Genomic DNA, 21,873 nt, shown 5'->3' with positions numbered 1-21,873 from the left:
CATGATGCTCAACTATGGCGCGACGATGGCCGAACGGACCAGCCACGCGCCGCCCAGGCCGAGGATGGCCATGAACAGCCCGATTCCGCGCAGCAGGTCGGGTGGCATGACCATAACCTGGGCCATCATCCGCCTCATGGCCTCGGGGAAGGCCGCCCAGGCGAGGCCCTCGATGACGAGGACCAGCGCCAGGGCGGTCAACAGGTCGGTCATTGACCCCGGCGGCCGGGGCCGTTGCCGAACGCCTTCAGGAACTCGTTGTCCGGCGACAGAACCAGGGTGGTGCTGCCGTCGCCCAACGCCGTCCGATAGGCCTGCAGCGAACGGTACAGGGTAAAGAACTGCGGGTCCTTGCCGAACGCCTCGGCGAAGATGCGGTTGGCCTCGGCGTCGCCCTGGCCGCGTTCGATCTGGGCGTTGCGCTGGGCCTCGGCCAACAGCACGGTGCGTTCGCGGTCGGCGCGGGCGCGGATCTGCTGGCTCCACTCGTAGCCCTGGGCGCGGGCTTCCTTGGCCTGGCGCTCGCGCTCGGACTTCATGCGGTCGTAGATGGACTGGCTGGTCTCCTCGGGCAGGTCGGCGCGGCGCAGCCGCACGTCCACCACCTGGATGCCCAGTTCGCGCAAGGAGCGCTCGGCCACCTCCTGCTGGATCTGCTCCATGATCTTGGCGCGTTCCTCCGACAGGATGGAGGGCAGCATCACCTGGCCCATCACCCGGCGCATGGCCGACGAGACGATCTGGGTCATCTGGGTGCGGGCCTGCACCTCGGTGCGCACCGCCTGATAGAACTTCAGCGGATCGGCGATGCGGTAGCGGGTGAAGGTATCGACCACGATGCGCTTCTGGTCGCCCAGGATGATCTGCTCGTCGGGCGGGTCGAGGGCGAGGAGGCGGTTGTCGTAGCGCACCACGTCCTCGATGAAGGGCAGCTTGGCGTGCAGGCCGGGCTCCTTGATGGTGGCGCGGTGCGCGCCGAAACGGAGCACCAGCGCCTGCTCGGCCTGGTTGACGATGAACAGCGACGACGCCGCCAGCACCACCAGGATGGCGCCGGCGATGGCGGAAAAGACGAGGGAGCGGCTCATTTGGCGCCTCCCGACTGCTTCTTCAGCTCGGGCAGGGGCAGGTAGGGCACCAATCCCTTGGCCGAGGGATCGATGACCACCTTGGTCGCTCCCTTCAGGATTTCCTCCATGGTCTCGATGTAGAGGCGCCGCGCCGTGACGTCCTCGGCCTGCTTGTAGGAACCGTAGAGCGCCAGGAAGCGCTTGGCGTCGCCCTGGGCCAGATCCACCACCTGCTCGCGGTAGGCCTGCGCCTCCTGCACCAGCCGCTCGGCCTCGCCGCGCGCCCTGGGAATGATGTCGTTGCGGTAGGCTTCCGCCTCGTTGCGGGCGCGCTCCTGGTCGGCGCGGGCGCGCTGCACGTCGTTGAAGGCGTCGATCACCGCCGCCGGCGGGTCGACCTTCTGCAACTGGACCTGCTGGACGTGGATGCCGGCGCCGTAGGCGTCGAGCAGGCGCTGCAGCTCCTCCTGGGTCTGGATGGCGATCTGCTCGCGCTTGTCGGACAGCGCCGCCTGGATGGGATTGCGGCCGATCACCTCGCGCAGCGCGCTTTCGGCGGCCACCTTGACGGTCAGTTCGGGGTCCTTGACCGCGAACAGGTACTTGCCGGCGTCCTTGATACGCCAGAACACGGCGGCTTCCGCCTCGACGATGTTCTCGTCGCCGGTCAGCATGCGGCTCTCGTCGGTGGCCCGGCCGCCGCCGCGCAGGTCGCCGCCGATGCGCGAGCCCAGCAGCAGCTGGTTGACCTTGGTCACCTTGGGCAGCAGCACCGTCTCGATGGGATAGGGCAGGCGGTAGTGCAGCCCCGGCTCGGTGGTGTCCACCCACTTGCCGAAGCGCATCACCACGCCCTGTTCGTCGGGGCTGACCTTATAGATGCCGGAAAAGCCCCAGAACGCCACGGCCAGCGCCGCCAGGGCGATGATGCCCCGCGTGCCGCCGGCGCCGCCGGGTCCGCCCGGCATGGCGCGGCGCAGCCTTTCCTGGCCCTTGCGGATGAAATCCTCGAGATCGGGTCCGCCGCCGAAGCCGCCGCCGTTACCGCCGCCCGGACGGTTGCCGCCGCCATTGCCCCAGGGGCCACCGCCGCCGCCGCCGCCGCCCCACGGGCCGCCGCCGCCGCCGCCACGAGGATTCCAAGCCATGAGGTTTCCCTTCGTTCAATTCCCAACGTTCCTGGGGAACATAGGGCAGGATTCCGCCTTGCGCAACGCGACGCCATCCACATTACCGGTTTTCAATATAGAGTCGGCGGAGGGAATCGGCTTTGCAAACGCCGCCGGGGCCCCTATATGAGGAGATGCTTGTGCGCTTCGTCGGCGCATAACCAACTAATTTGGTATGTCTTTACAGCGAAGAGGACAGCATGGCCGAGGTCACCGAACAGCAGATCATCCAGGCGCTGAGCCGGGTCATTGACCCCGACCGCAAGGCGGACATCGTCAGTCTCGGCATGGTGTCGGGCCTGGTGGTGAAGAACGGCCATGTGGCTTTCGCCATAGAGGTGGAGCCGAGCCGCGGCCCCCATCTGGAGCCCCTGCGCAAGGCGGCCGAAAAGGCGGTGCACGATCTGGCGGGCGTGGTGTCGGTGTCGGCGGTGCTGACCGCCGAGCGCAACACCCAGGGCGGCCCCAAGGGCGCCCCCCAGGGCGGCCACGGCCATGGCCATCAGGCGGAAAAGCCGCTGCTCCCCCATGTGAAGGCCATCGTCGCCGTCGCGTCCGGCAAGGGCGGCGTGGGCAAGTCCACCACGGCCACCAACATCGCCATGGCGCTGTCGCGCATGGGCCTCAAGGTCGGGCTGTTCGACGCCGACATCTTCGGGCCAAGCATGCCGCGCATGCTGGGCATCACCGGCGAGCCGGTCAGCCCCGACGGCCAGACCATGATGCCCATGGAGAATTACGGCGTGAAGTGCATGTCCATGGGCTTCCTGGTGCCCGAGGACTCGCCCATCATCTGGCGCGGCCCCATGGTGATGGGCGCGCTGGAGCAGCTGCTGCGCGACGTCCATTGGGGCGAGCTGGACGTGATGATCATCGACATGCCGCCCGGCACCGGTGACACCCAGCTGACCATGACCCAGCGCGTGCCGCTGACCGGCGCGGTGATCGTGTCGACGCCGCAGGACATCGCCCTGCTCGACGCCACCAAGGGCCTCAACATGTTCCGCAAGGTGGACGTGCCGGTCTTGGGCATCATCGAGAACATGAGCTATTACATCTGCCCCAAGTGCGGCGACGAGGCCCACATCTTCGGCCATGGCGGCGCCAAGGCGGAAGCCGCCCGCCTGTCCGCCGACTTCCTGGGCGAGGTGCCCTTGGACATCGCCATCCGCCAGACGGCGGACGCCGGCGAGCCCATCGTCATCTCCAAGCCCAACTCGCCCCACGCCAAGGCCTACATGGAGATCGCGTCCAGGATCTGGGACAAGGTCCAGGTGCTGCAGGGCGGCCGCAAGGGCCCCAGGATCGTGATGGAGTAGGCAAAAGCGGGCGAGACGCCCGCGCTCCGATATCTCACGGAGCGCGGGCGTCTCGCCCGCATTTCATTCCCCCACCCCGGCCGAAGGCACGCGGGGGCGGGCGAGGTCGGTCATCACGCCCGGGCCGTTGACCAGGGAAAATCCCGCCTTGATCACCTCGGTGATCAGCGGACGGCGGCGGATGCCCCAGACATAGCAGGCCATTCCCGATTTGTGGGCGACGTCGCGGAAGCGTTCCATGCGCCCCAGCAATTCGGCGTCGCCGGTCTTTTCCTCCGGCGTCAGCTGGGCCAGATCGATGCCGATGGCCTTGACCCCCTTCAGCGCCTTGACCATGCCCGGCGCCGACAAAGGCAGGCGGGCCATCAGGGTGCAGTCCAGCTTTTCGAGCGGCTGGAACAGCCGGGCGATCACGTGGGGCGGGATCAGCGGCGACAGCCCGAAGATCTCGATCTTCAGGTGCTTGCGCAGCGCCTGGGCCGGACAGCTTTCAAAGGGAATGCGGATGCAGTCGCGCCAGCGCGGCGCCAGGCTCATCCAATGGAACGGCACGGTGATGCCCGCCTTGTGGCGGCCGTAGAACAGGTCCTTCAGCTCGTAGGCGGCCTGGGTGGCGACGAAGCGGTCCATGGTCAGCGATTCGATGGGGGCGGCGTCGGCGTAGGCGTAGGCCCCTTCCAGCGGCGGCGCGCCCTCCTTGTCGACCCGGATGACCTTGGCGTGGAAGGCGCCGACCGCCCGCTTGGTGGCCACCCAGGTGGGGGTCCACACCAGGGTCAGGCTGGATTCCGGCGACAGATGATGGTCCGAGGCCAGGCCGGCCTCGGCCTGGAGTTCCAGTTGCTCTTCCAGCCAGTCGGCGCCCTTGCCCTCGCGCCCCTCCACCCGCATGACCTCGCGCGGGGCGTCGGCGCCCGACAGGGAGGGGCCGTCCATGCGCATGATGTCGCGCGGCGCGTCGGCGCCGTGAAGGCCGCCCCCCTCCACGCGCATGACCTCGCCGTTGCCCCCCCTGGCCGTGCCGTCCAGGCGCATCACTTCGCGCGGGGCGTCGGCGCCGTGCAGGCTGCGGCCTTCTACCGTCAGCACCGTCCTGGGCGCGTCGGCGCCGCTTAAGGAGCCGCCTTCCATGGACAGGCTCGCACGGGCCGCGTCGGCGCCGCCCTGGCCGCCCTCGATCCGGAAGGTGGGCAGGGGCTGGTCGCTGGCGCGTTTCTTCGGCTCCTCGGTCACCCATTTGGGCACCGAGGATTCGTCGATGCGGTAGGGCTTGTCGCCGCCGCTGATGGCGTAGGCGGCGCCCTTGGCGGGCTGGGGCGTCAGTTTCGCCGCCTCCTCGGGCGGCAGCATGGCCGCCAGGGTGGCGCGATGGGGGGCGGAAAGCCCGGAGGATTCGGCCGAGAGCGCCGCCCCGGCCTTGGCCACGGCCTTGCGGATGGCCTCGTGGTCCAGGGTGCCCTCGTCGGTCACCGCGTCCCGGGCCGCCATGTTGGCGGCCACCACCTGGGGGCGCCGTCCGTTGATCATGGCGTCGCCGAACAGGTAGGTGGACAGGTCGGCGGCGATGGAGGCGACCCGCGCCCGGGTTTCCTGCCTGGACGCCGCCGGCATGGACAGGCAGGCGATTTCGGCGTCCAGGCGGGTGATGACATCCTTGGACAGGTCCACGTGGCGGCGGATGATGGCGTCGCCCGCCACCTCCAGCAGGCCGCTGAGCTTGCCCCATTTCGAGCCCACCGCCTGACGGAAATCGGTCAGCGAGAAGACGTGGAGACGATGGTCGTCGCCCTTGGCGGCGTTGGAGGCGTCGAGCAGGGTGCGGGCGAAGGAATCGGGGTCGAGGAAGCCGGTCTGGGGGCGGGACGGCTGGGAGGCGCGGGGGCGGGGAGCGGCGGCGGAGGCTTCTTCCCCCTTGCCCGGCGCCGGTCTGAACCGTTGCTTGATGGCGGCCCAAAGGCTCGCTAGGACCATTGCATTGTCCCTAAATCCCCTAAGTAGAATTCCATAAGTGGAGATGGCCTGTCCAGTCGGGGGCTTCAACCCTGGGGCGGCACGGGGTGGCTCTGGCTCCCATGGGGACAATATGGTATGGCAGGAAACCGGCGGGCGCTCCAATCGGGAGCGCCCCGGTCTTTGTGGAGACGATCGCATGCGTTCGCTTTTCGCCGCGTCGGTGTTGGCGCTGTTGCTCATGGCCGGTCTGGCGATTCCCGCCTCGGCGCAGGGAGCGGGGCCCGAGGCGGTCATCCGCACCTTCAGCGACCGTCTGCTGGAAAACATGAAAAGTGGCCCCAAGCTGGGCTACAAGGGGCGCGCCGACAAGATCCGCCCGGCGGTGATCGAGGCCTATGACATGGCCTCCATGACCAAGAGCACGCTCGGCACCGCCGCCGCCAAGCTGTCGCCGGAAGAGGCGGCCCGGCTGGCCGAGGCCTACACCGCCTTTTCCGTCGGCACCTACGCCGCCCAGTTCAACGAGTGGAACGGCGAACGCTTCGACGTGGGCGAACAGCGCCCGTCCACGGGCGGCAACGTGATCGTCTCCTCGTGGCTGGTGCCCAAGAACGGCGATCCCACCCAGATCGACTACGTCATGCGCCAGGACCAGGGGCAGTGGCGCATCGTCGACGTGCTGTTCGAGGGCACGGTCAGCCAGGTGGCGGTGCGCCGCTCGGAATTCGGCTCGATCTTCCGCGCCAAGGGCTTTTCCGGGCTGATCGAGACCATCGAGAAGCAGACGGCCGGCCTGGACAAGTAGCGCCATGATCTCCGTCGGGCAGGGGCTGTCCTTGGCCCTGATCGCGCTGGCGGTGGCCGGCTGCCTGTTCCAGGTGGCCTCGGCCCTGCTGGTCCGCCGCTTTCAGCGGGCGCCCAAGCCCGTCGCCGCGATCCGGCCGCCGGTTTCGGTCATGAAGCCGCTGTGCGGGGCCGAGCCCGGCATGGCGGAGAATCTGGAGTCCTGCCTGCGCCAGGATTATCCCGCCTTCCAGATGGTGTTCGGGGTGGCCGATCCGGTCGATCCGGCGCTGGCGGTGGTGGACGGCCTGCCCCGCGACCTGCCCGGCGTGGAGATCGAGGCGGTGGCCGACGCTACCCGTCACGGCCTCAACCTCAAGGTCGGCAACCTTCTGAACATGTGGCCCCGGGTCCGTCACGACCTGATCGCCATCGCCGACAGCGACATCCGCGTCGGCCCCCATTACCTGGCCGATCTGGCCGCGCCGTTCGCCGATTCCAAGGTGGGCGTGGTGACCTGCCTCTACGTGGGCCGTCCGGTGCCAGGCCTGTGGAGCGCGCTGGGCGCCATGGGCATCAATCACGGTTTCCTGCCCGGCGCCGTGCTGGCCCGCGCCATCGGGCGCAAGGACGGCTGTTTCGGCGCCACCATGGCGGTGCGCCGCGAGGTGTTGGAGAAGGGCGGCGGACTGGCCGCCCTGTCCCAGGTGCTGGCCGACGACTGGGTGCTGGGCAAGATGGCCCGCGACCAGGGCCTGGAGATCGAGCTGGCGGCCCGGCCGGTGGACATCACCGTGCACGAGCCCGACTTGAAAACTTTGCTCGATCACGAGATTCGTTGGGGCCGGACCATTGCGGCGGTGGACCGGGCTTCCTACATGGCGTCGGTGATCACCCAGCCGGTGGTCCTTGCCCTCCTGGCGGTGCTGGCGGGCGTGGCGTGGCTTCCGTCCCTGGCGGCGCTGGGTCTGGCGGGGCTTTGCCGGCTGTGGGCGGTCCGGGTGGAAGAGCAGGCGCTGGGCCTGCCCAAGGCGGGTTTCGGCCTTCTGGCCTTGAGGGAAATTCTGTCGTTCGTCGTCTATGTTGTCGCATGTAGCGGACGGACTGTGGTATGGCGTGGCCGGCGATTCGCCGTCCGTGCCGACGGCACACTTGATCAGGTTGAAGGCTCTTAAGACATGAAGAAGTCGCTATTCCTCAATCCGCCCTCCTTCGAAGGTTATGACGGCGGCGCCGGCGCCCGTTTCCAGGCGAAGCGCGAGATCAAGTCCAACTGGTATCCCACCTGGCTGGCCCAGCCGGCGGCCATGGTACCGGACTCCAAGCTGGTGGACGCGCCGGCCTCGGGCAAGACCCTGGACGACTGCCTGAAGCTGGCCAAGGATTACGAGCTGCTGGTGATCTACGCCAGCGCCGCCACCTACGCCTCCGAGTGCAAGGTGGCCGAGGCGTTCAAGGCCGCCAATCCCAACATCATGGTCGGCATGGTCGGCGCCCACGTGGCGACGGTGCCGGAACAGGCCCTGATGACGTCGGACGCGGTGGACTTCGTGGCGCGGCACGAATTCGACTACACCATCGTCGAGGTGGCCGAGGGCAAGCCCTTCGCCGAGATCGACGGCCTGACCTTCCGCGGCCCCGACGGCAAACCGGTCCACACCAAGGACCGGGCGCTGATCCACGACATGGACGCCCTGCCCTATGTGGGGCCGGTCTATCGCCGCGACCTCAACCCCGACGACTACTTCATCGGCTATATCCGCCATCCCTACATGGCGTTCTATACGGGACGCGGCTGCAAGTCGAAGTGCAGCTTCTGCCTGTGGCCGCAGACCATCGGCGGCCGCGTCTACCGGGCGCGCAGTGCCAAGAGCGTCATCGAGGAAGTGAAGCTGGCCCGCCAGATGTTCCCCGAGGTGCGCGAGTTCTTCTTCGACGACGACACCTTCACCGACGACCTGGAGCGGGTCGAGGAGATCGCCAAGGGCATCGGCCATCTGGGCGTGCCGTGGTCGTGCAACGCCAAGGCCAACATTCCGCGCAAGACCCTCGAGGTCCTGAAGGCCAACGGCCTGCGGGTGCTGGTGGTCGGCTATGAATCCGGCGTGCAGGAAATCCTGAACAACATCAGGAAGGGCCTGCGCCTCGACATCATCAAGCGCTTCTCCAAGGATTGCCACGAGCTGGGCATCGTGCTGCACGGCACCTTCATCCTGGGCCTGCCGGGCGAGACCAAGGAAACCATCAAGCAGACCCTGGCCTTCGCCAAGGAGGTCAACCCGCGGACCCTGCAGGTCTCCATGGCCGCGCCCTATCCGGGCACCGAGCTTTACGAGCAGGCCATCGCCAACGGCTGGTTCAACAAGGACAAGGACCTGCTGATGAAGGAGACCGGCGGCGGCGGCTACCAGGTGGCGGCGCTCAGCTATCCCGACCTCACCAGCGAGGAGATCTTCAAGGGCGTGGCCGACTTCTACAAGGCCTTCTACTTCCGCCCCGCCAAGATCGGTGAGATCGTCTGGGAGATGCTGCAGGACTGGGACATGATGAAGCGCCGCCTGCGCGAAGGCGTCGAGTTCTTCCAGTTCCTGCGGACCCGCGACAAGCCGATGGAGTGCTGATCGCTCCCATAAACCTCGTCATGGCCGGGCTTGACCCGGCCATCCACGTGGTTGTCGCGAGACGGTTGTGCCCGCATAGTGCACGTCATGCACGGCGGGTGGGTCTACATCATCACGAACCGACCGAATGGCACGCTCTATATTGGCGTGACCAGCGACCTTGCTCGTAGAGCGTGGGAGCACCGCGAAGGGGTGGCCGATGGCTTCACCAAGCGCTACGGCCTGAAACGGCTGGTCTATACCGAGCGCCACGAGGACATTCGGATAGCCATTCAGCGTGAGAAAAATCTCAAGCACTGGCCCAGGGCGTGGAAGATCAGGCTGATTCTGGCCGATAATCCCAATTGGGACGACCTGTATGAGCGGCTGGCTTAGCTGCGTCGAGCGGGAAACCCGCCGCCTCTCCACTCTTGTCATGCCCGGACTTGTTCCGGGCAGCCAGGCAGATCCATCCGGCATGGTACCAAACGGCTCCACGTGGATGGCCGGGTCGAGCCCGGCCATGACGATGGGAGGTGCCCGCCCTTCACCCTCCCTTTTTCGTCCGCAGCCGGTCCCAGTATTCCAGGCGTTTCCTGATCTCGCGCTCGAAGCCGCGCTCGACGGGCCGGTAGAACCGCGTACGCTCCATGCCGTCGGGGAAGTAGTTCTGGCCCGAGAAGCCGTCCGGGTCGTCGTGGTCGTACTGGTAGCCCTTGGAATAGCCCAGATCCTTCATCATCCTGGTCGGTGCGTTGAGGATGTGGGCGGGCGGCATCAGCGAGCCTGTGGTCTTGGCCGCCTTGCGCGCCGCCTTGTAGGCCATGTAGGCGGCGTTGGACTTGGGCGCCGTGCCCAGATAGATCACCAGTTGGGCCAGGGCCAGTTCGCCCTCGGGGCTGCCTAAGCGTTCGAAGACGTCCCAGGCGGCGATGGCCTGGGTGACGGCGCCCGGATCGGCCAGCCCGATATCCTCGACCGCGAAGCGGGTCAGGCGGCGTGCGATGAACAGCGGGTCCTCGCCCCCTTCCAGCATGCGGGCCATCCAATAGAGCGCCGCGTCGGTGTCCGAGCCGCGCAAGCTCTTGTGCAGCGCGCTGATCAGGTTGTAATGGCCCTCGCGGTCCTTGTCGTAGGCAGGCGCCCGGCGCTGCACCGCGCCCGCCAGTCCCGCGGGGTCGAGCACCGGCTCGGGCGGCAGCGCCGCCAGATCCTCGGCCAGATTGAGCAGGTAGCGGCCGTCGCCGTCGGCCATGGCCCGCATGGCGGCCCGCGCATCCGTATCCAGCGGCAAGGGACGGCCCAGCACGCCCTCGGCGCGGGCCAGCAGAAGGTCCAGCGCCGCGTCGTCCAGACGGTGCAGTACCAGCACCTGACAGCGCGACAGCAGCGCGCCGTTCAGCTCGAACGAGGGATTCTCGGTGGTGGCGCCCACCAGCACCACCGTGCCGTTCTCGACGAAAGGCAGGAAGCCGTCCTGCTGCGCCCGGTTGAAGCGATGGATTTCGTCCACGAACAGCAAGGTCGACCGACCGGTCTGTTTGCGCTTTTCCGCCGCGTCGAACACCTTGCGCAGGTCGGCGACGCCGGAAAACACCGCCGAGAGGGGCTCGAAATACAGGCCGACCCGCTCGGCCAGCAGCCGGGCGATGGTGGTCTTGCCGCAGCCCGGCGGCCCCCACAGGATCACCGAGGCCAGGCGTCCCGCCGCCAGCATGCGGCCGAGCGGGGCGGTGGGGGCCAGCAGATGGCCCTGGCCCACCACTTCCTCCAGGCTGGCCGGGCGCAACTGCTCGGCCAGGGGGCGGTCCGCCGGATTGTCGAACAGCGAGGTCATCCGCCGAGGACCAGGCTCATCACCTCGCCGTTGCGCTTGATGGTGATGGCCCAGCGGGGTGATTCGACGCCCAGCAGCTTGCGGGCGTCGGCGACGCTGGCCACGGGACGCTCGTTGATCTTCAGCACCATGTCGCCCGGCAGGAGCCCCAGGCGTCCGGCCACCGAGCCCCGCTTGATGGCGAAGATCATCACGCCGGTGAGGCCGGAATTGATGCCGATCTCCTCGGCCAGGGCCGGGTTGAGATTGACCAGGGTGGATCCGGCGAAGGGATTGCGCCCGGCGATCTCCGTCTTGTCGCGGGGCGGGTTCTCGGGCGGCGCCACCAGCCGGACGGTGATGGCCTTCTCCGCCCCGTTCCGCAGCACGGTGAGCCGGGCGTCGCCGCCGATGGGCAGGGTGGCGAGGCGGAAGCGCATGCCTTCGGGATCGTCCACCTCGCGGCCCTCCACCGCCACGATGACGTCGCCGTCCATCAGGCCGCCGCGGGCGGCGGGCGAATCGCCGTGGATATGGTTGATCAGCACGCCGATGGGGCGCGCCAGCTTCAGGGCCTGGGCCAGATCGGCGGTCACCGCCTGCCCCGACGCTCCCAGCCAGGGCCGCACCACCTTGCCGCCCTTGGCGATGGAGGCGGCCACCTGACGCACCAGGGCGGTGGGAATGGCGAAGCCGATGCCGTTGGAGCCGCCGTCCTTGGAATAGATGGCGGTGTTGATGCCGATCAGGCGGCCCTGCAGGTCCACCAGGGCGCCGCCGGAATTGCCGGGATTGATGGCGGCGTCGGTCTGGATGAAGCTCTGGACGTCCGAGACGCCCACATTGGTGCGCGCCAGGGCCGAGACGATGCCCTGGGTGACGGTCTGGCCGACGCCGAAGGGATTGCCGATGGCCAGCACCACGTCGCCCACCTCGATGGCGTCGGAATCGCCCAGGACCAGGGTGGGGAAGCTCTCCTTGCCGCCGTCGATCTTGAGCACCGCCAGATCGGTGCGGTCGTCGGAGCCGACGATGCGGGCCTCGAACTCGCGGCGGTCGGACAGCACCACGGTGACCTCGTCGGCGTCCTTGATGACGTGGTGGTTGGTGACCACCGTGCCGTCGGCGGCGATCATCACGCCCGAGCCCAGCGAACGCTGCACCCGATCCTGGCTCATGCCCGGCACGTCGCCGAAGAAGCGGCGGAAGAACGGATCGGCCAGCAGCGGCGAGGCGGCGGCGCGCACCACCCGCTTGGTATAGATGTTGACCACGGCGGGGGCCACCTGGCGGGCCACCGGCGCGAAGGTCAGCCTTACCTGCTCGCGCGAGGTGGGCACGATTTGGGTCTGGGCCTCGACCGCCGGCGCGGCGGCGATGATCACCAGGGCGGCGGCAATGGCTTTGAGGTACATGGTCATGGGAGCCCGCTCAAACAGGAGAAACGCCCCGACTATATAGGGGCATCCGGCGTTCCGTCACCTGCCCGCCGTTCAGCAATCCTTGGCCTGGGGCAGCAGGTTGCGGTCGAACAGGCTGATGAGGTCCTCGCCCGAGACCGGGCGGCTGATCAAATAGCCCTGGACCTCGTCGCAGCCCTTGGAGCGCAGGAACTCGGCCTGTTCCGGCGTCTCGACACCCTCGGCGATGGCCTTGAGCTTCAGGTTGTGGGCCAGGTTGATGATGGTCGAGACGATCTCGGCGCCGTCCTCGGTGACCTTGGAATTATCGTCGAAGATGTCGTTGACGAACGAGCGGTCCACCTTCAGCGCGTCAATGGGCATGCGCTTCAGGTAGGAGAGGCTGGAATAGCCGGTGCCGAAATCGTCGATGGAGATGCGCACGCCCATGGCGCGCAGCGCCTTCAAGACGCCCACCACCTCGTCAACCCGCTGCATCAGCACCGTCTCGGTCAGTTCCAGTTCCAGATACTGGGGCGGCAGGCCGGTTTCGGCGAGCGCGCGGGCCACCACCTCGGGCACGTCGGTCTCGACGAATTGCTGGGCCGAGACGTTGACGGCGATGCGCACCGGCGGCAGGCCCAGGTCGATCCAGTGCTTGCACTGGCGGCACGCGGTGCGCAGCACCCATTCGCCGATGTCCGAGATCACCCCCATGGCTTCGGCCAGGGGGATGAAGTCCACCGGCGACACCAGGCCCATGTCGGGATGGTGCCAGCGCACCAGCGCCTCGACGCCGGACATGCGGCCGTCCTCGGAATCCACCTTGACCTGATAGACCAGACGGAACTCATCGCGCAAAAGCGCGTGGCGCAGCGCCGATTCCATGGTCAGGCGCTCGAACGAGCGGGCGTTCATGGCGGCCGTGTAGAGCTGGAAGCTGTTGCGGCCCAGATCCTTGGCCCGGTACATGGCGGTGTCGGCGTTCTTGATCAGCACCTCGACGGTGGCGCCGTCCTCGGGATAGACGGCGATGCCGATGGAGGTGGTGACGTAAAGCTCGTGCTCGTCGACGATGAAGGGCTGCTTGACGTGGCTGATCACCCGCTCGGCCAGCTTGGCGGCGTCCTCCAGGTGGTCCAGTTCGGGCAGCAGCACGGTGAACTCGTCGCCGCCCAGGCGCGCCACGGTGTCGCCTTCGCGGACGCAATGGCTGATGCGCGCCGCGGTTTCCACCAGCACCTGATCGCCCACGCCGTGGCCGAGCGAATCGTTGATGCGCTTGAACAGGTCCAGGTCGAGGAACATGATCGCCAGCTGGTGGCCGTGGCGGTGGGCGTTGGCGATGGCGATCTGCAGGCGGTCGGTGAACAGCCGGCGGTTGGGCAGGCCGGTCAGCACGTCGAAATAGGCGAGGTTCTTGATCCGCTCCTCGGTCTTCTTGCGCTCGGTGATGTCGCTGAAGATGGCGGCGTACTGGGTGATCTCGCCCGCGTCGTCGCGGATGACGTTGATGGTCAGCCACTCGGGATAGATCTCGCCGTTCTTGCGGCGGTTCCAGATCTCGCCCTGCCAGTAATCCTGGGTGGCCAGCACCGTGTACATGTGCTTGTAGAACGCCTCGTCGTGGTGGCCGGACTTCAGGACCTTGGGGTTCTGGCCGATGATCTCCTCGGCGGTGTAGCCGGTCATGTGGGTGAAGGCGGGATTGACGAACTCGATCCGCTGCTCGGCGTCGACGATCATGATGCCGTCCAGCGACGCCTCGATCACCTTGCGGGCGAGGTTCAGGTCCTTGCGCGAACGAAGCAGGGCGGCGTCACGCTCCCTTAAGGCCTCGTCCAGGCGATGGACGTATTCGTATTGCAGGGTCGCCAGGATGTCCGAGAAGGACAAGAGGCCCAGCAACTCGCCGGTGGCGACGGAGGTGATGCCGATATGGCGGATGCCCTTCTGCTCGAGCATGGCGCGCGCCGCCAGCAGGGAATCGTCCTCGGCGATGGTCAGCAGGGGGCGGCTGGCCACTTCGCCCACCGTGGGCGGAATGGCGCCGGCGCCGGCGATCAGGCGCAGCACGTCGCGTTCGGTGATGATGCCGGGCGGCGTGGCCTCGTCGCCCAGCACGATGGCGGCGTCGGCGCGGGCGGCGTGCATCTGGTTCACCGCCTCGGTCAGGCTGGCGCCGCCGGGGATGGTGACCATGGGCCGCGAGATGGCCGAGCGCACCGGGCGCAGTACCAGGAAGTGCTCGACCCCGTGGCCGAGGATGACGTCGCTCTGGCTGACGATGCCCATGGCGTCGCCGGAATCGTCGACCACTACGAAATGGCGCACGCCCTCCAGCTTGAAGCGCATGCCGGTGTCGCCGATGGTGCTCTGATAGTGGATGGTCTTGACCGGGGCGCTCATCACCTCGGCGATGGGGCGCTGGAAGGCCCGGGGATCGGTGAGGTCCACGGCCAGGGCGTCGCGTTCCGTCCAGATGCCGACCGGCTTGCCGTCATCGACCACCACGATGGAGGAGCAATGGGCCGCCGCCATGGTCTGCGCGGCTTCGAGAATGGTGGATGTCGGGGAACAGTTGAGCAGCGTCTTCTGTACGATGCGGTCGATGGTCTGGTCGGAGGACACGGAAATCTCGATTCTGCAATTGGTAAGCGCCCGATTTTTAGTGTCCATCAACTTGCCGGATGACGCAACTCTCCAGGGGCGATGGATCGCGGTAAAACCATGGTCATACCGTGCCGTCTCGGCTAGACTGCGTCCGGGTGTTCGGGTTGGTTTCCCGTGAATGAAAGGCGGATTCGGATAAATGTCGGATTCTGCGAATGGTCACCATGGCCGGAGTGCCCAGGAAGTCGTCGAGCAGCTGCGGCTGGAATTCGTCGATGAACTGACCGAAACCCTGCAATCCCTGGACGTGGAGATGGATGCCGCCCGCAATGGGCGATGCGACATCCGCAAGCTGGTGACCGATTGCCGCCGGGCCGCCGTCCAGTTCCGGGGGCAGGCGGCGAATTTCGCCATGCACCGTCTGGCCACCGTGGCCCACCGGCTGGAGGAATATCTGGCCAACACCCCCGAGGTGGCGCCGCCGCGCATTTGGGACGACCTGACCGGCTATTTCGACCTGATGGTCCGCCTGGCCCAGGGCAAGGCCGCCGACACCGATCCCGCCGCCCTGGTGCGCGCGCTCCCGGCCAAGCTGGGCTTCGACCTGGGCGACATCGAGATCCGCAATGTCGAGGTGCTCCTCGTCATGCCGCACGGCGCCCAGACCCGCTTCGTCGAGCGCGAATTGCAGCAATGCGGCTACCGCGTCTCGCTGATGGCCGATTCGCTCCGAGCCTTCGCCATGGTGGTGGAGACCAAGCCCGATCTGGTGATCATTTCGGCCATGATGCCCGACCTGGAAGGCATCGATCTGGCCATGGCGCTGTCGGCCATGCCGTCCACCCGCAACATCCCGCTGGCGGTGATCACCAGCCTGGACAAGGACGACGACATCCTGAAGCTGCTGCCCAAGCGCATTCCGGTGCTGTTCAAGGGCGCCAGCTTCGCCGACGACCTGTTCAAGGCGCTGGACAACCTGTTCCTGATCTGAGGGGCGGGCCGGAAGGGGGCGGCTTACGGCCGGTTGGCCGGCAGCCGCATCAGGCCGAACCAGTATTCCAGGATGCCCTGGATGGATTCGAACAGGGCGTCCACGTCCACCGGCTTGGTGACGAAGCCCGACGCCCCGCTGTGATAGGCGGCGGCCACGTCGCGCTCGGCGTCCGAGGTGGTGAGCACCACCACCGGCAGGTCCTTGAGATCGTCGTCGGCCTTCATTTCGGCCAGGACCTCGTGCCCGCTCTTGCGCGGCATGTTGAGGTCGAGAAGGATCAGGTCGGGCAGCGACGACGCCCCCTCCTGGGCCAGGGCGCGCAAACGCTTCATGGCCTCGACCCCGTCGTGAATGTGCTCGATGCGGCAGGTGAAGCGGCTGGTGGCGAAAGCCGCCTTGACCAGGCCGGCGTCGCCCGGATCATCTTCGACCAGCATGACCTTGAATTGCTGCTCGCTGGCTTCAGTCACAATCACTCCAATCGAATATTGGCGGACTTGGGCGGTGTCATCGGCAGGACTAGGGAGAAGGTGCTGCCTTCGCCTACGGACGAGCGGACCCGGATGGTTCCGCCCAGATGTTCCATCATCTTCTTGGCGATTGCCAGCCCCATTCCCGTTCCGGGATGGGCGGTGCGCGAATGAAGGCGCTGGAACACCTCGAAGATGCGGTCGAAATAGGATTCCTCGATCCCGATCCCGTTGTCGGCGACCTCGATGACCTGGAAGGCGCCCTCGTCGCGGGTGGACAGGCGGATCACCGGAGGGCGGTCGGGCGAGCGGTACTCGATGGCGTTGCCGATCAGCGCCACGAAGACCTCGGCCAGGCGGTGATGGTCGGCCCATACGGTGGGCAGCGGGGCGGATTCGATGACGGCGCCGGATTCCCGTATACGGGGGCCGAGCTTGCGCTTGGCGATGGACAGCGCCTCGCCGGCGTCGATCTGGCGCCGCGGCAGGGGCGCGTCGTTCTCGCCCAGATAGATCTGGACGTCATGCAGCAGGCTGCGCATCAGCCGCGCCGATGTCCCCAGGCCGGCCAGCCAGCCGCGCTGCTCGGCCGTCAGGTGCTCGGACAGGCCGCGTTCGACCAGTTGGCCGAAGGACAGGATCGACCGCAGCGGTTCCTGCAGGTCGTGGGCGACGATGAAGGAGAAGCGCTCCAACTCCCGATTGGCCGAGGTCAGGGCGCGGGTGCGGCTTTCCACCAGCCGCTCCAGCGTCTCGCGGCGCTGCAGCACGATCCAGGTCAGGCAGAGGATGCCCACCCCGATGATCAGCAGCCCGAAATAGAGCGCGGTCATTTCCGCTTCCCGGTCCACGGCGCTCTTCCAGCCGCCCAGCGGGGCCAGGGCGAATTCCCAGTATCCGTCGGGCAGGTCGATGCGGACCGAGACGGGGTGCCGGTCGAAAGTCCCCAAATCGCCGCCCACACGGTTTCCCATGGCGGTGCGCAGGCCCCAGGAATAGCCCACCGGCACCGCGATGCGGCTCGATTCCAGAATCGGCGCGATGGTGAAGATCATGCCCACCGCGCCCCAGGGGCGGTCGCCGACGAAGACGGCCTGGCGGGCCAGTAACCCCGCTCCGCCCTGAATCATCTCCACCGGTTCGTGGACCACCAGGTCGCGGGTCTGGATGGCCTTGTGGACCGCGTCGGCGAAGCCGGGGCGCTTGTCCTCGACGAGGTTGTTGCCGATCACCTTGAGGTTGCCCGGATCGGTGGGGTAGACCAGCCGGACCACGAAGTCGGGAGCCACCGAAATATTGCGGATGCCGGAAACCTGCTGGTGGTACGAGGCGGCGAAGACCGGAAATTCCCGTTCTATTTCGCCGGGTTGGTTCTCGGCGGCCTTGACGGAGACGAAGGCGGCCAGCCCGCGCACCTGGGCCAGACGCTGGTTCAGCGCGTTGGTCAGCGCCCCGGCCGACGAGACCGCCAGGGCCGAGGCCTGGCCCCGCAATTGCGCCTCGCGATAGCCGCCGTAGAAACTCGATATCCAGGCCGACACGGCGATCCAGACCACGGCCGCCAGGGTCATGGTGATGACGATCCTGTAGGTCACCGTCCGCCTGTCGGTTTGAGAAGGGTGCTGGCTGGCGCCGTCAGCGGACATGGCCGATCCGTGGATTTCCGGGCGGTGGTAGTCTGAAGCGAGTCTAGCTTATTCCCTTTGCATGCGACACGTCCAAATATAGCCGACGTATTATGACTTGACCGCAATCGGATGCATCGGGCAGTGTAGTCCCATGATGACGAACACGACGCTCGCCCTGCTGCTGCTATCCACCCTGGAATCGTAAGGACGGTTCCGGGTTTTCGTGGTTTCAGCCTTCGGGTCGGGTTTGCTCTCATGTCTCATCTCTCCTCCTCTTCCTCGGTTCCTGCTCCGGCCTTCGCCGGCCTGCTGCTGCTGCGACTAACCTGCGGTCGCCGGGCATAAGGTCATTCGCGGCCGCCCGGCGGCCGCAAAACCTGGCCGCGCTCCCCATATCAGCAGCAACGACCCCAAGGAGGACCAGGCCATGATGCCTGCCGCCAGCACCAAGTACCGCCCCTATCCCGCCATCCGTCTCGCCCGCCGCACCTGGCCCGACGCCGTCATCGCCACGCCGCCCATGTGGTGCAGCGTCGATCTGCGCGACGGCAACCAGGCGCTGATCGATCCCATGGGCTCGGACCGCAAGATGGCCCTGTGGAAGACGCTTGTCGGCATGGGGTTCAAGGAGATCGAGGTGGGCTTCCCCGCCGCGTCCCAGACCGATTACGACTTCATTCGCCTGTTGATCGAGGGCGGCCACATTCCCGACGACGTCACCATCCAGGTGCTGGTGCAATCGCGCGAGGACCTCATCCGCCGCACCTTCGAGGCTTTGGACGGGGCGAAGCGCTGCATCGTCCACATGTACAACTCCACCTCCGAGGCGCAGCGCCGCATCGTCTTCGGCATCGACCGCCAGGGCTGCGTCGACCTTGCCTTGGGCGGCGTACGCCTCATCCGCGAGCTTTCGGCCGCCCGGAGCGGCGGCGAGGTGGTGTTCCAGTACTCGCCCGAAAGCTTCACCGGCACCGAGCCCGACTTCGCCGTCGAGATCGTCGAGAAGGTAGCCGAGGCCTGGGGGGCGACGCCGGACCGCAGGATGATCTGCAACCTTCCGGCCACGGTGGAGATGTCGACCCCCAATATCTACGCCGACGTCATCGAGTGGTTCTGCGCCACGGTGAAGAACCGCGATTGCCTCATCGTCTCGGTCCATCCCCACAATGACCGGGGCACCGGGGTGGCGGCCGCCGAACTGGCGGTGATGGCCGGCGCCGACCGGGTCGAGGGCACCTTGTTCGGCAACGGCGAGCGCACCGGCAACGTCGACATCGTCACCCTGGCGCTCAATCTCTACACCCAGGGCGTCGATCCGGCGCTGGACCTTTCCGACATCGACACCGTGCGGCGCACCGCCGAGCATTGCACCGGCCTGCCCGTCCATCCCCGCCACCCTTACGCCGGAGAGCTGGTCTACACCGCCTTTTCCGGCTCGCACCAGGACGCCATCAAGAAGGGCTTCACGGCGCGCAAGAAGGGCAACGACCCGGTGTGGGAGGTGCCCTATCTTCCCATCGATCCGGCCGACGTGGGGCGCAGCTACGAAGCGGTGATCCGCATCAACAGCCAGTCGGGCAAGGGCGGCATCGCCGCCGTGCTGGAACGCGACCACGGCCTGGAAATTCCCCGGCCGCTGCAGATCGACTTCGCCCGCGTGGTCCAGGCCATGGCCGACAAGGCCGGGCGCGAGCTGGATTCGGGCGAGATCATGGCCGCCTTCTCCCAGACCTATTTCAAGGACTGGCCGTTGGAGCTGGTGGAATACGAGACCCATTCCGAGGGTCGCGGCGGGGTGCGGGTGCTGTCCGCCACCGTGCGTGACAAGGGCGTCGAGAAGCGCATCGAGGGCAAGGGCAACGGCCCCATGGACGCCTTCATCCATGCCCTGGAGACCGGGTTGGGCCGCAAGGTGAAGGTGCGCGACTACCACGAGCATGCCGTGGGCGCCGGTTCCGGGGCCCAGGCCGCGGCGTATGTGGAGGTGGCCGGGGAAGGCGGCGGCTCGGTCCATGGCGCCGCGCTGGATTCCTCCATCACCATGGCCTCGCTGAAGGCGGTGGTCAGCGCGTTGAACCGGGGGTGATGTAATACAGCGGGGGTGGTGTGTATTGCCGCTCCCGCCCCGCCTTATATAGAAGGTGAATGGTTATTACATCTCATTTATATACATTAAGTATGTGAAATCTGTTGACTCCCGCCCCGCAGGCGCCCAACCTGGGCCGTGTGGAGGTGTGTGCGGGTTCCCTTAAAGGATGCTGTCCGCCGCCATGCTCGCAAAATGGAGGGCAACATGGCCGGACGGTTGCGCATCGGGGTGAAGATCCAGCTCCTCATGGGGGTGATGGCGGCAATCGCCCTTGGCATCGCCGCGCTGGGCCAATGGGCCATCGCCATGTACGACACCCGGACCGACGCCATTCTCGACGCGACGCGCCGCGCCGATTTCGGACAGCGGGCCGGCGCCGCCATCTATGCGGTGGTGATGGATTCGCGGGGCATCTACATGGCCCGCGACGCGGCCGAGGTGAAGAAATTCGCCGCTCCCATGGGCAAAAGCCTGGACGCCTTCGACGCGCTGGCCAGGGACTGGCGGGCGGCGGTGCCCGCGTCCCAGTCGGCGGAGTTCGCCAAGCTGGACCAGGAGCTGACCAGCTTCATCCGCTTCCGGCGCGAACTGATCCGCCTCGGCCTTGACGAGGGGGCGCCTTCGGCCCGCGCCTTCGGCGACAACGACGCCAACCGGACCAACCGGCAAAAGCTGGGCAAGCTGGTGGACGAGTATTCCGCCGCCGCCGAGCGCGAGGTGGAAGAGCATCACATCGCCATGGACGCCTTCGCCGAGCGCCTGAAGTCGGGCCTGCTGCTCGGCGCCCTGACCGCCCTGATCCTCGGCGGGCTGGTGAGCGCCATTCTGGTGCGGCGCTCGGTCACCGGCCCGCTGGGGCGGGTGGCGGAGGCCACCAGGCGAATGGCCGAGGGCAATCTCGACGATGCCGTGGCCGGTGCCGAGCGTGGCGACGAGACCGGGGAAATCGCCCGCGCGCTGCAGGTGTTCCGCGACAATATGCGCCGGACCCGCGAGCTGGAGGCCGCCGCCCTGGCCGAACAGCGTCACCGGGCGGAGCGGGCCGAGCAGCTGGAGCATCGCACCGCCGATTTCGACCGCACCGTTCAGTCGCTGCTGGGCGGCGTGGGCGAGGTGGTGCGCACCGTGTCGTCCGCCGCCGACGACCTGCACCACAACGTCGACGACACCGGCCGTGAAAGCGCCTCGGTGGCCGCCGCCGCCGCCCAGTCGGCCGCCAACGTCCACGAGGTGGCCTCGGCCACCGCCCAGTTGCAGGCGTCCAATCACGGCATCGCCGAACGCATCCGCGAGACGACGGCCATCGTGCGGGAAACCGTTGAGGTGATGGACGGCGCGGGGGCGACCATGGCCAGCCTGGACGAGGGCGCCAGGCGCATCGGCGAGGTGGTCGGCCTGATCACCGACATCGCCGCCCAGACCAACCTGCTGGCCTTAAACGCCACCATCGAGGCGGCCAGGGCGGGCGAGGCGGGCAAAGGCTTCGCCGTGGTGGCGGGCGAGGTCAAGAACCTGGCCAACCAGACGGCGCGCGCCACCGACGAGATCGGCCGCCATGTGGCGGCCATGCAGGAGACGGTGAGCCAGGTGGTCGCCGCCAACCACCGGGTGACGGATTCCATCACCCGCATGGACGAGGTGGCGGCGGCGGTGGCCTCGGCGGCGGTCGAGCAGGGAAACGTCACGGATTCCATCCTGCTCAACGCGCAGGAGGCCGCCAGGGGCGGGCAGGCGGTGACCGACAGCATCTCCAACGTGTCGCGGCAGGTGGAGGCGAGCGGCGCCCTGGCCGCCGACCTGGCCGGCATGGGCCACGCCCTTTCCGATCGCGCCCTGTCGCTGCGCGCCGCCATCACCGGCTTCCTGGCCGACGCCAAGGCCATCTAGACCGCGGATTCCGCGCCCCCGCTTCATTCTCGGGATTCTCGCGCGTCATGTGTGGACAGCCCCTGCGTTGCAAGGAGATTTT

The 21,873-nt window shown here is 67.3% G+C and carries 17 protein-coding genes; 8 read left to right on the top strand and 9 right to left on the bottom strand.

Annotation, left to right across the window (positions count from 1 at the left end; translation table 11 throughout):
* Positions 1 to 12: 12 nt before the first annotated feature.
* From XM1_RS20135 to hflK, 3 genes are read right to left on the bottom strand one after another with little or no spacing between them, the layout of a single operon-like run.
* Positions 13 to 213 (bottom strand): DUF2065 domain-containing protein, encoded by a 201-nt coding sequence (locus XM1_RS20135; RefSeq protein WP_068436636.1) that lies wholly within the window; start codon positions 211 to 213, stop codon positions 13 to 15.
* Positions 210 to 1,088: a protease modulator HflC gene (gene hflC / locus XM1_RS20130; RefSeq protein ID WP_068436634.1), complete on the bottom strand. Its 879-nt coding sequence runs from the start codon at positions 1,086 to 1,088 to the stop codon at positions 210 to 212. Before hflC ends, XM1_RS20135 begins: the two co-directional genes overlap by 4 nt.
* On the bottom strand, positions 1,085 to 2,218 hold the full coding sequence (gene hflK / locus XM1_RS20125) for an FtsH protease activity modulator HflK (RefSeq protein ID WP_068436632.1): 1,134 nt from the start codon (positions 2,216 to 2,218) through the stop codon (positions 1,085 to 1,087). Before hflK ends, hflC begins: the two co-directional genes overlap by 4 nt.
* A 221-nt stretch (positions 2,219 to 2,439) precedes the next feature.
* Here hflK and XM1_RS20120 point away from each other — a divergent pair, with 221 nt between their 5' ends.
* Entirely contained in the window at positions 2,440 to 3,558 is a 1,119-nt protein-coding gene (locus tag XM1_RS20120; protein WP_068436630.1) for an Mrp/NBP35 family ATP-binding protein, read from the top strand.
* A 63-nt stretch (positions 3,559 to 3,621) separates the two neighbouring features.
* Here the strand turns inward: XM1_RS20120 and XM1_RS20115 are convergent, their stop codons facing one another.
* Positions 3,622 to 5,529, bottom strand: a complete 1,908-nt coding sequence (locus XM1_RS20115) for a hypothetical protein (RefSeq protein ID WP_068436628.1) — start codon at positions 5,527 to 5,529, stop codon at positions 3,622 to 3,624.
* Positions 5,530 to 5,707: 178 nt separating this feature from the next.
* Here XM1_RS20115 and XM1_RS20110 point away from each other — a divergent pair, with 178 nt between their 5' ends.
* The 4 genes from XM1_RS20110 (at position 5,708) to XM1_RS20095 (ending at position 9,290) form a co-directional block, all read left to right on the top strand.
* Positions 5,708 to 6,316 (top strand): HpnM family protein, encoded by a 609-nt coding sequence (locus tag XM1_RS20110; RefSeq protein ID WP_068436626.1) that lies wholly within the window; start codon positions 5,708 to 5,710, stop codon positions 6,314 to 6,316.
* Between the two features lie 4 nt (positions 6,317 to 6,320).
* A complete protein-coding gene (hpnI, locus tag XM1_RS20105) occupies positions 6,321 to 7,469 on the top strand; it encodes a bacteriohopanetetrol glucosamine biosynthesis glycosyltransferase HpnI (protein WP_068436624.1) in 1,149 nt (382 codons plus the stop codon).
* 3 nt (positions 7,470 to 7,472) lie between these two features.
* Positions 7,473 to 8,915 carry a hopanoid biosynthesis associated radical SAM protein HpnJ gene (gene hpnJ / locus XM1_RS20100; protein ID WP_068436623.1) on the top strand — a complete coding sequence of 481 codons (1,443 nt, stop codon included), beginning with the start codon at positions 7,473 to 7,475 and terminating at the stop codon, positions 8,913 to 8,915.
* Between the two features lie 87 nt (positions 8,916 to 9,002).
* Positions 9,003 to 9,290 (top strand): GIY-YIG nuclease family protein, encoded by a 288-nt coding sequence (locus XM1_RS20095; protein WP_068436621.1) that lies wholly within the window; start codon positions 9,003 to 9,005, stop codon positions 9,288 to 9,290.
* Between the two features lie 151 nt (positions 9,291 to 9,441).
* On the opposite strand, the gene XM1_RS20090 is transcribed toward XM1_RS20095, so the two are convergent.
* The 3 genes from XM1_RS20090 to XM1_RS20080 form a co-directional block, all read right to left on the bottom strand.
* The gene (locus XM1_RS20090; protein ID WP_068436619.1) at positions 9,442 to 10,731 is read right to left on the bottom strand and encodes a replication-associated recombination protein A; all 1,290 of its coding nucleotides are present in this window, start codon (positions 10,729 to 10,731) and stop codon (positions 9,442 to 9,444) included.
* Positions 10,728 to 12,131, bottom strand: coding sequence for a DegQ family serine endoprotease (locus XM1_RS20085; RefSeq protein ID WP_068436617.1), 1,404 nt, complete (start codon positions 12,129 to 12,131; stop codon positions 10,728 to 10,730). The genes XM1_RS20090 and XM1_RS20085 overlap by 4 nt, the downstream gene beginning before the upstream one ends.
* A 72-nt stretch (positions 12,132 to 12,203) precedes the next feature.
* Positions 12,204 to 14,741, bottom strand: coding sequence for an EAL domain-containing protein (locus XM1_RS20080; protein WP_082700625.1), 2,538 nt, complete (start codon positions 14,739 to 14,741; stop codon positions 12,204 to 12,206).
* A 181-nt stretch (positions 14,742 to 14,922) separates the two neighbouring features.
* On the opposite strand from XM1_RS20080, the gene XM1_RS20075 reads away from it, so the two are divergent.
* Positions 14,923 to 15,714, top strand: coding sequence for an Hpt domain-containing protein (locus XM1_RS20075; RefSeq protein ID WP_068436614.1), 792 nt, complete (start codon positions 14,923 to 14,925; stop codon positions 15,712 to 15,714).
* A gap of 23 nt (positions 15,715 to 15,737) precedes the next feature.
* Here XM1_RS20075 and XM1_RS20070 read toward each other — a convergent pair whose 3' ends face one another.
* A complete protein-coding gene (locus tag XM1_RS20070) occupies positions 15,738 to 16,187 on the bottom strand; it encodes a response regulator (protein ID WP_304439545.1) in 450 nt (149 codons plus the stop codon).
* A gap of 2 nt (positions 16,188 to 16,189) precedes the next feature.
* The gene (locus tag XM1_RS20065) at positions 16,190 to 17,833 is read right to left on the bottom strand and encodes an ATP-binding protein (RefSeq protein WP_231920602.1); all 1,644 of its coding nucleotides are present in this window, start codon (positions 17,831 to 17,833) and stop codon (positions 16,190 to 16,192) included.
* Positions 17,834 to 18,242: 409 nt separating this feature from the next.
* On the opposite strand from XM1_RS20065, the gene leuA reads away from it, so the two are divergent.
* Together leuA and XM1_RS20055 are read left to right on the top strand one after the other, a co-directional pair.
* On the top strand, positions 18,243 to 19,901 hold the full coding sequence (gene leuA, locus XM1_RS20060) for a 2-isopropylmalate synthase (protein ID WP_068436612.1): 1,659 nt from the start codon (positions 18,243 to 18,245) through the stop codon (positions 19,899 to 19,901).
* 207 nt (positions 19,902 to 20,108) lie between these two features.
* Positions 20,109 to 21,791 (top strand): methyl-accepting chemotaxis protein, encoded by a 1,683-nt coding sequence (locus XM1_RS20055; RefSeq protein WP_172821948.1) that lies wholly within the window; start codon positions 20,109 to 20,111, stop codon positions 21,789 to 21,791.
* The last annotated feature ends 82 nt before the right edge of the window (positions 21,792 to 21,873 follow it).

The organism is Magnetospirillum sp. XM-1 (genome assembly GCF_001511835.1).
Lineage (GTDB): Bacteria > Pseudomonadota > Alphaproteobacteria > Rhodospirillales > Magnetospirillaceae > Phaeospirillum.
This window is presented reverse-complemented; position numbering and strand designations above follow the sequence as displayed.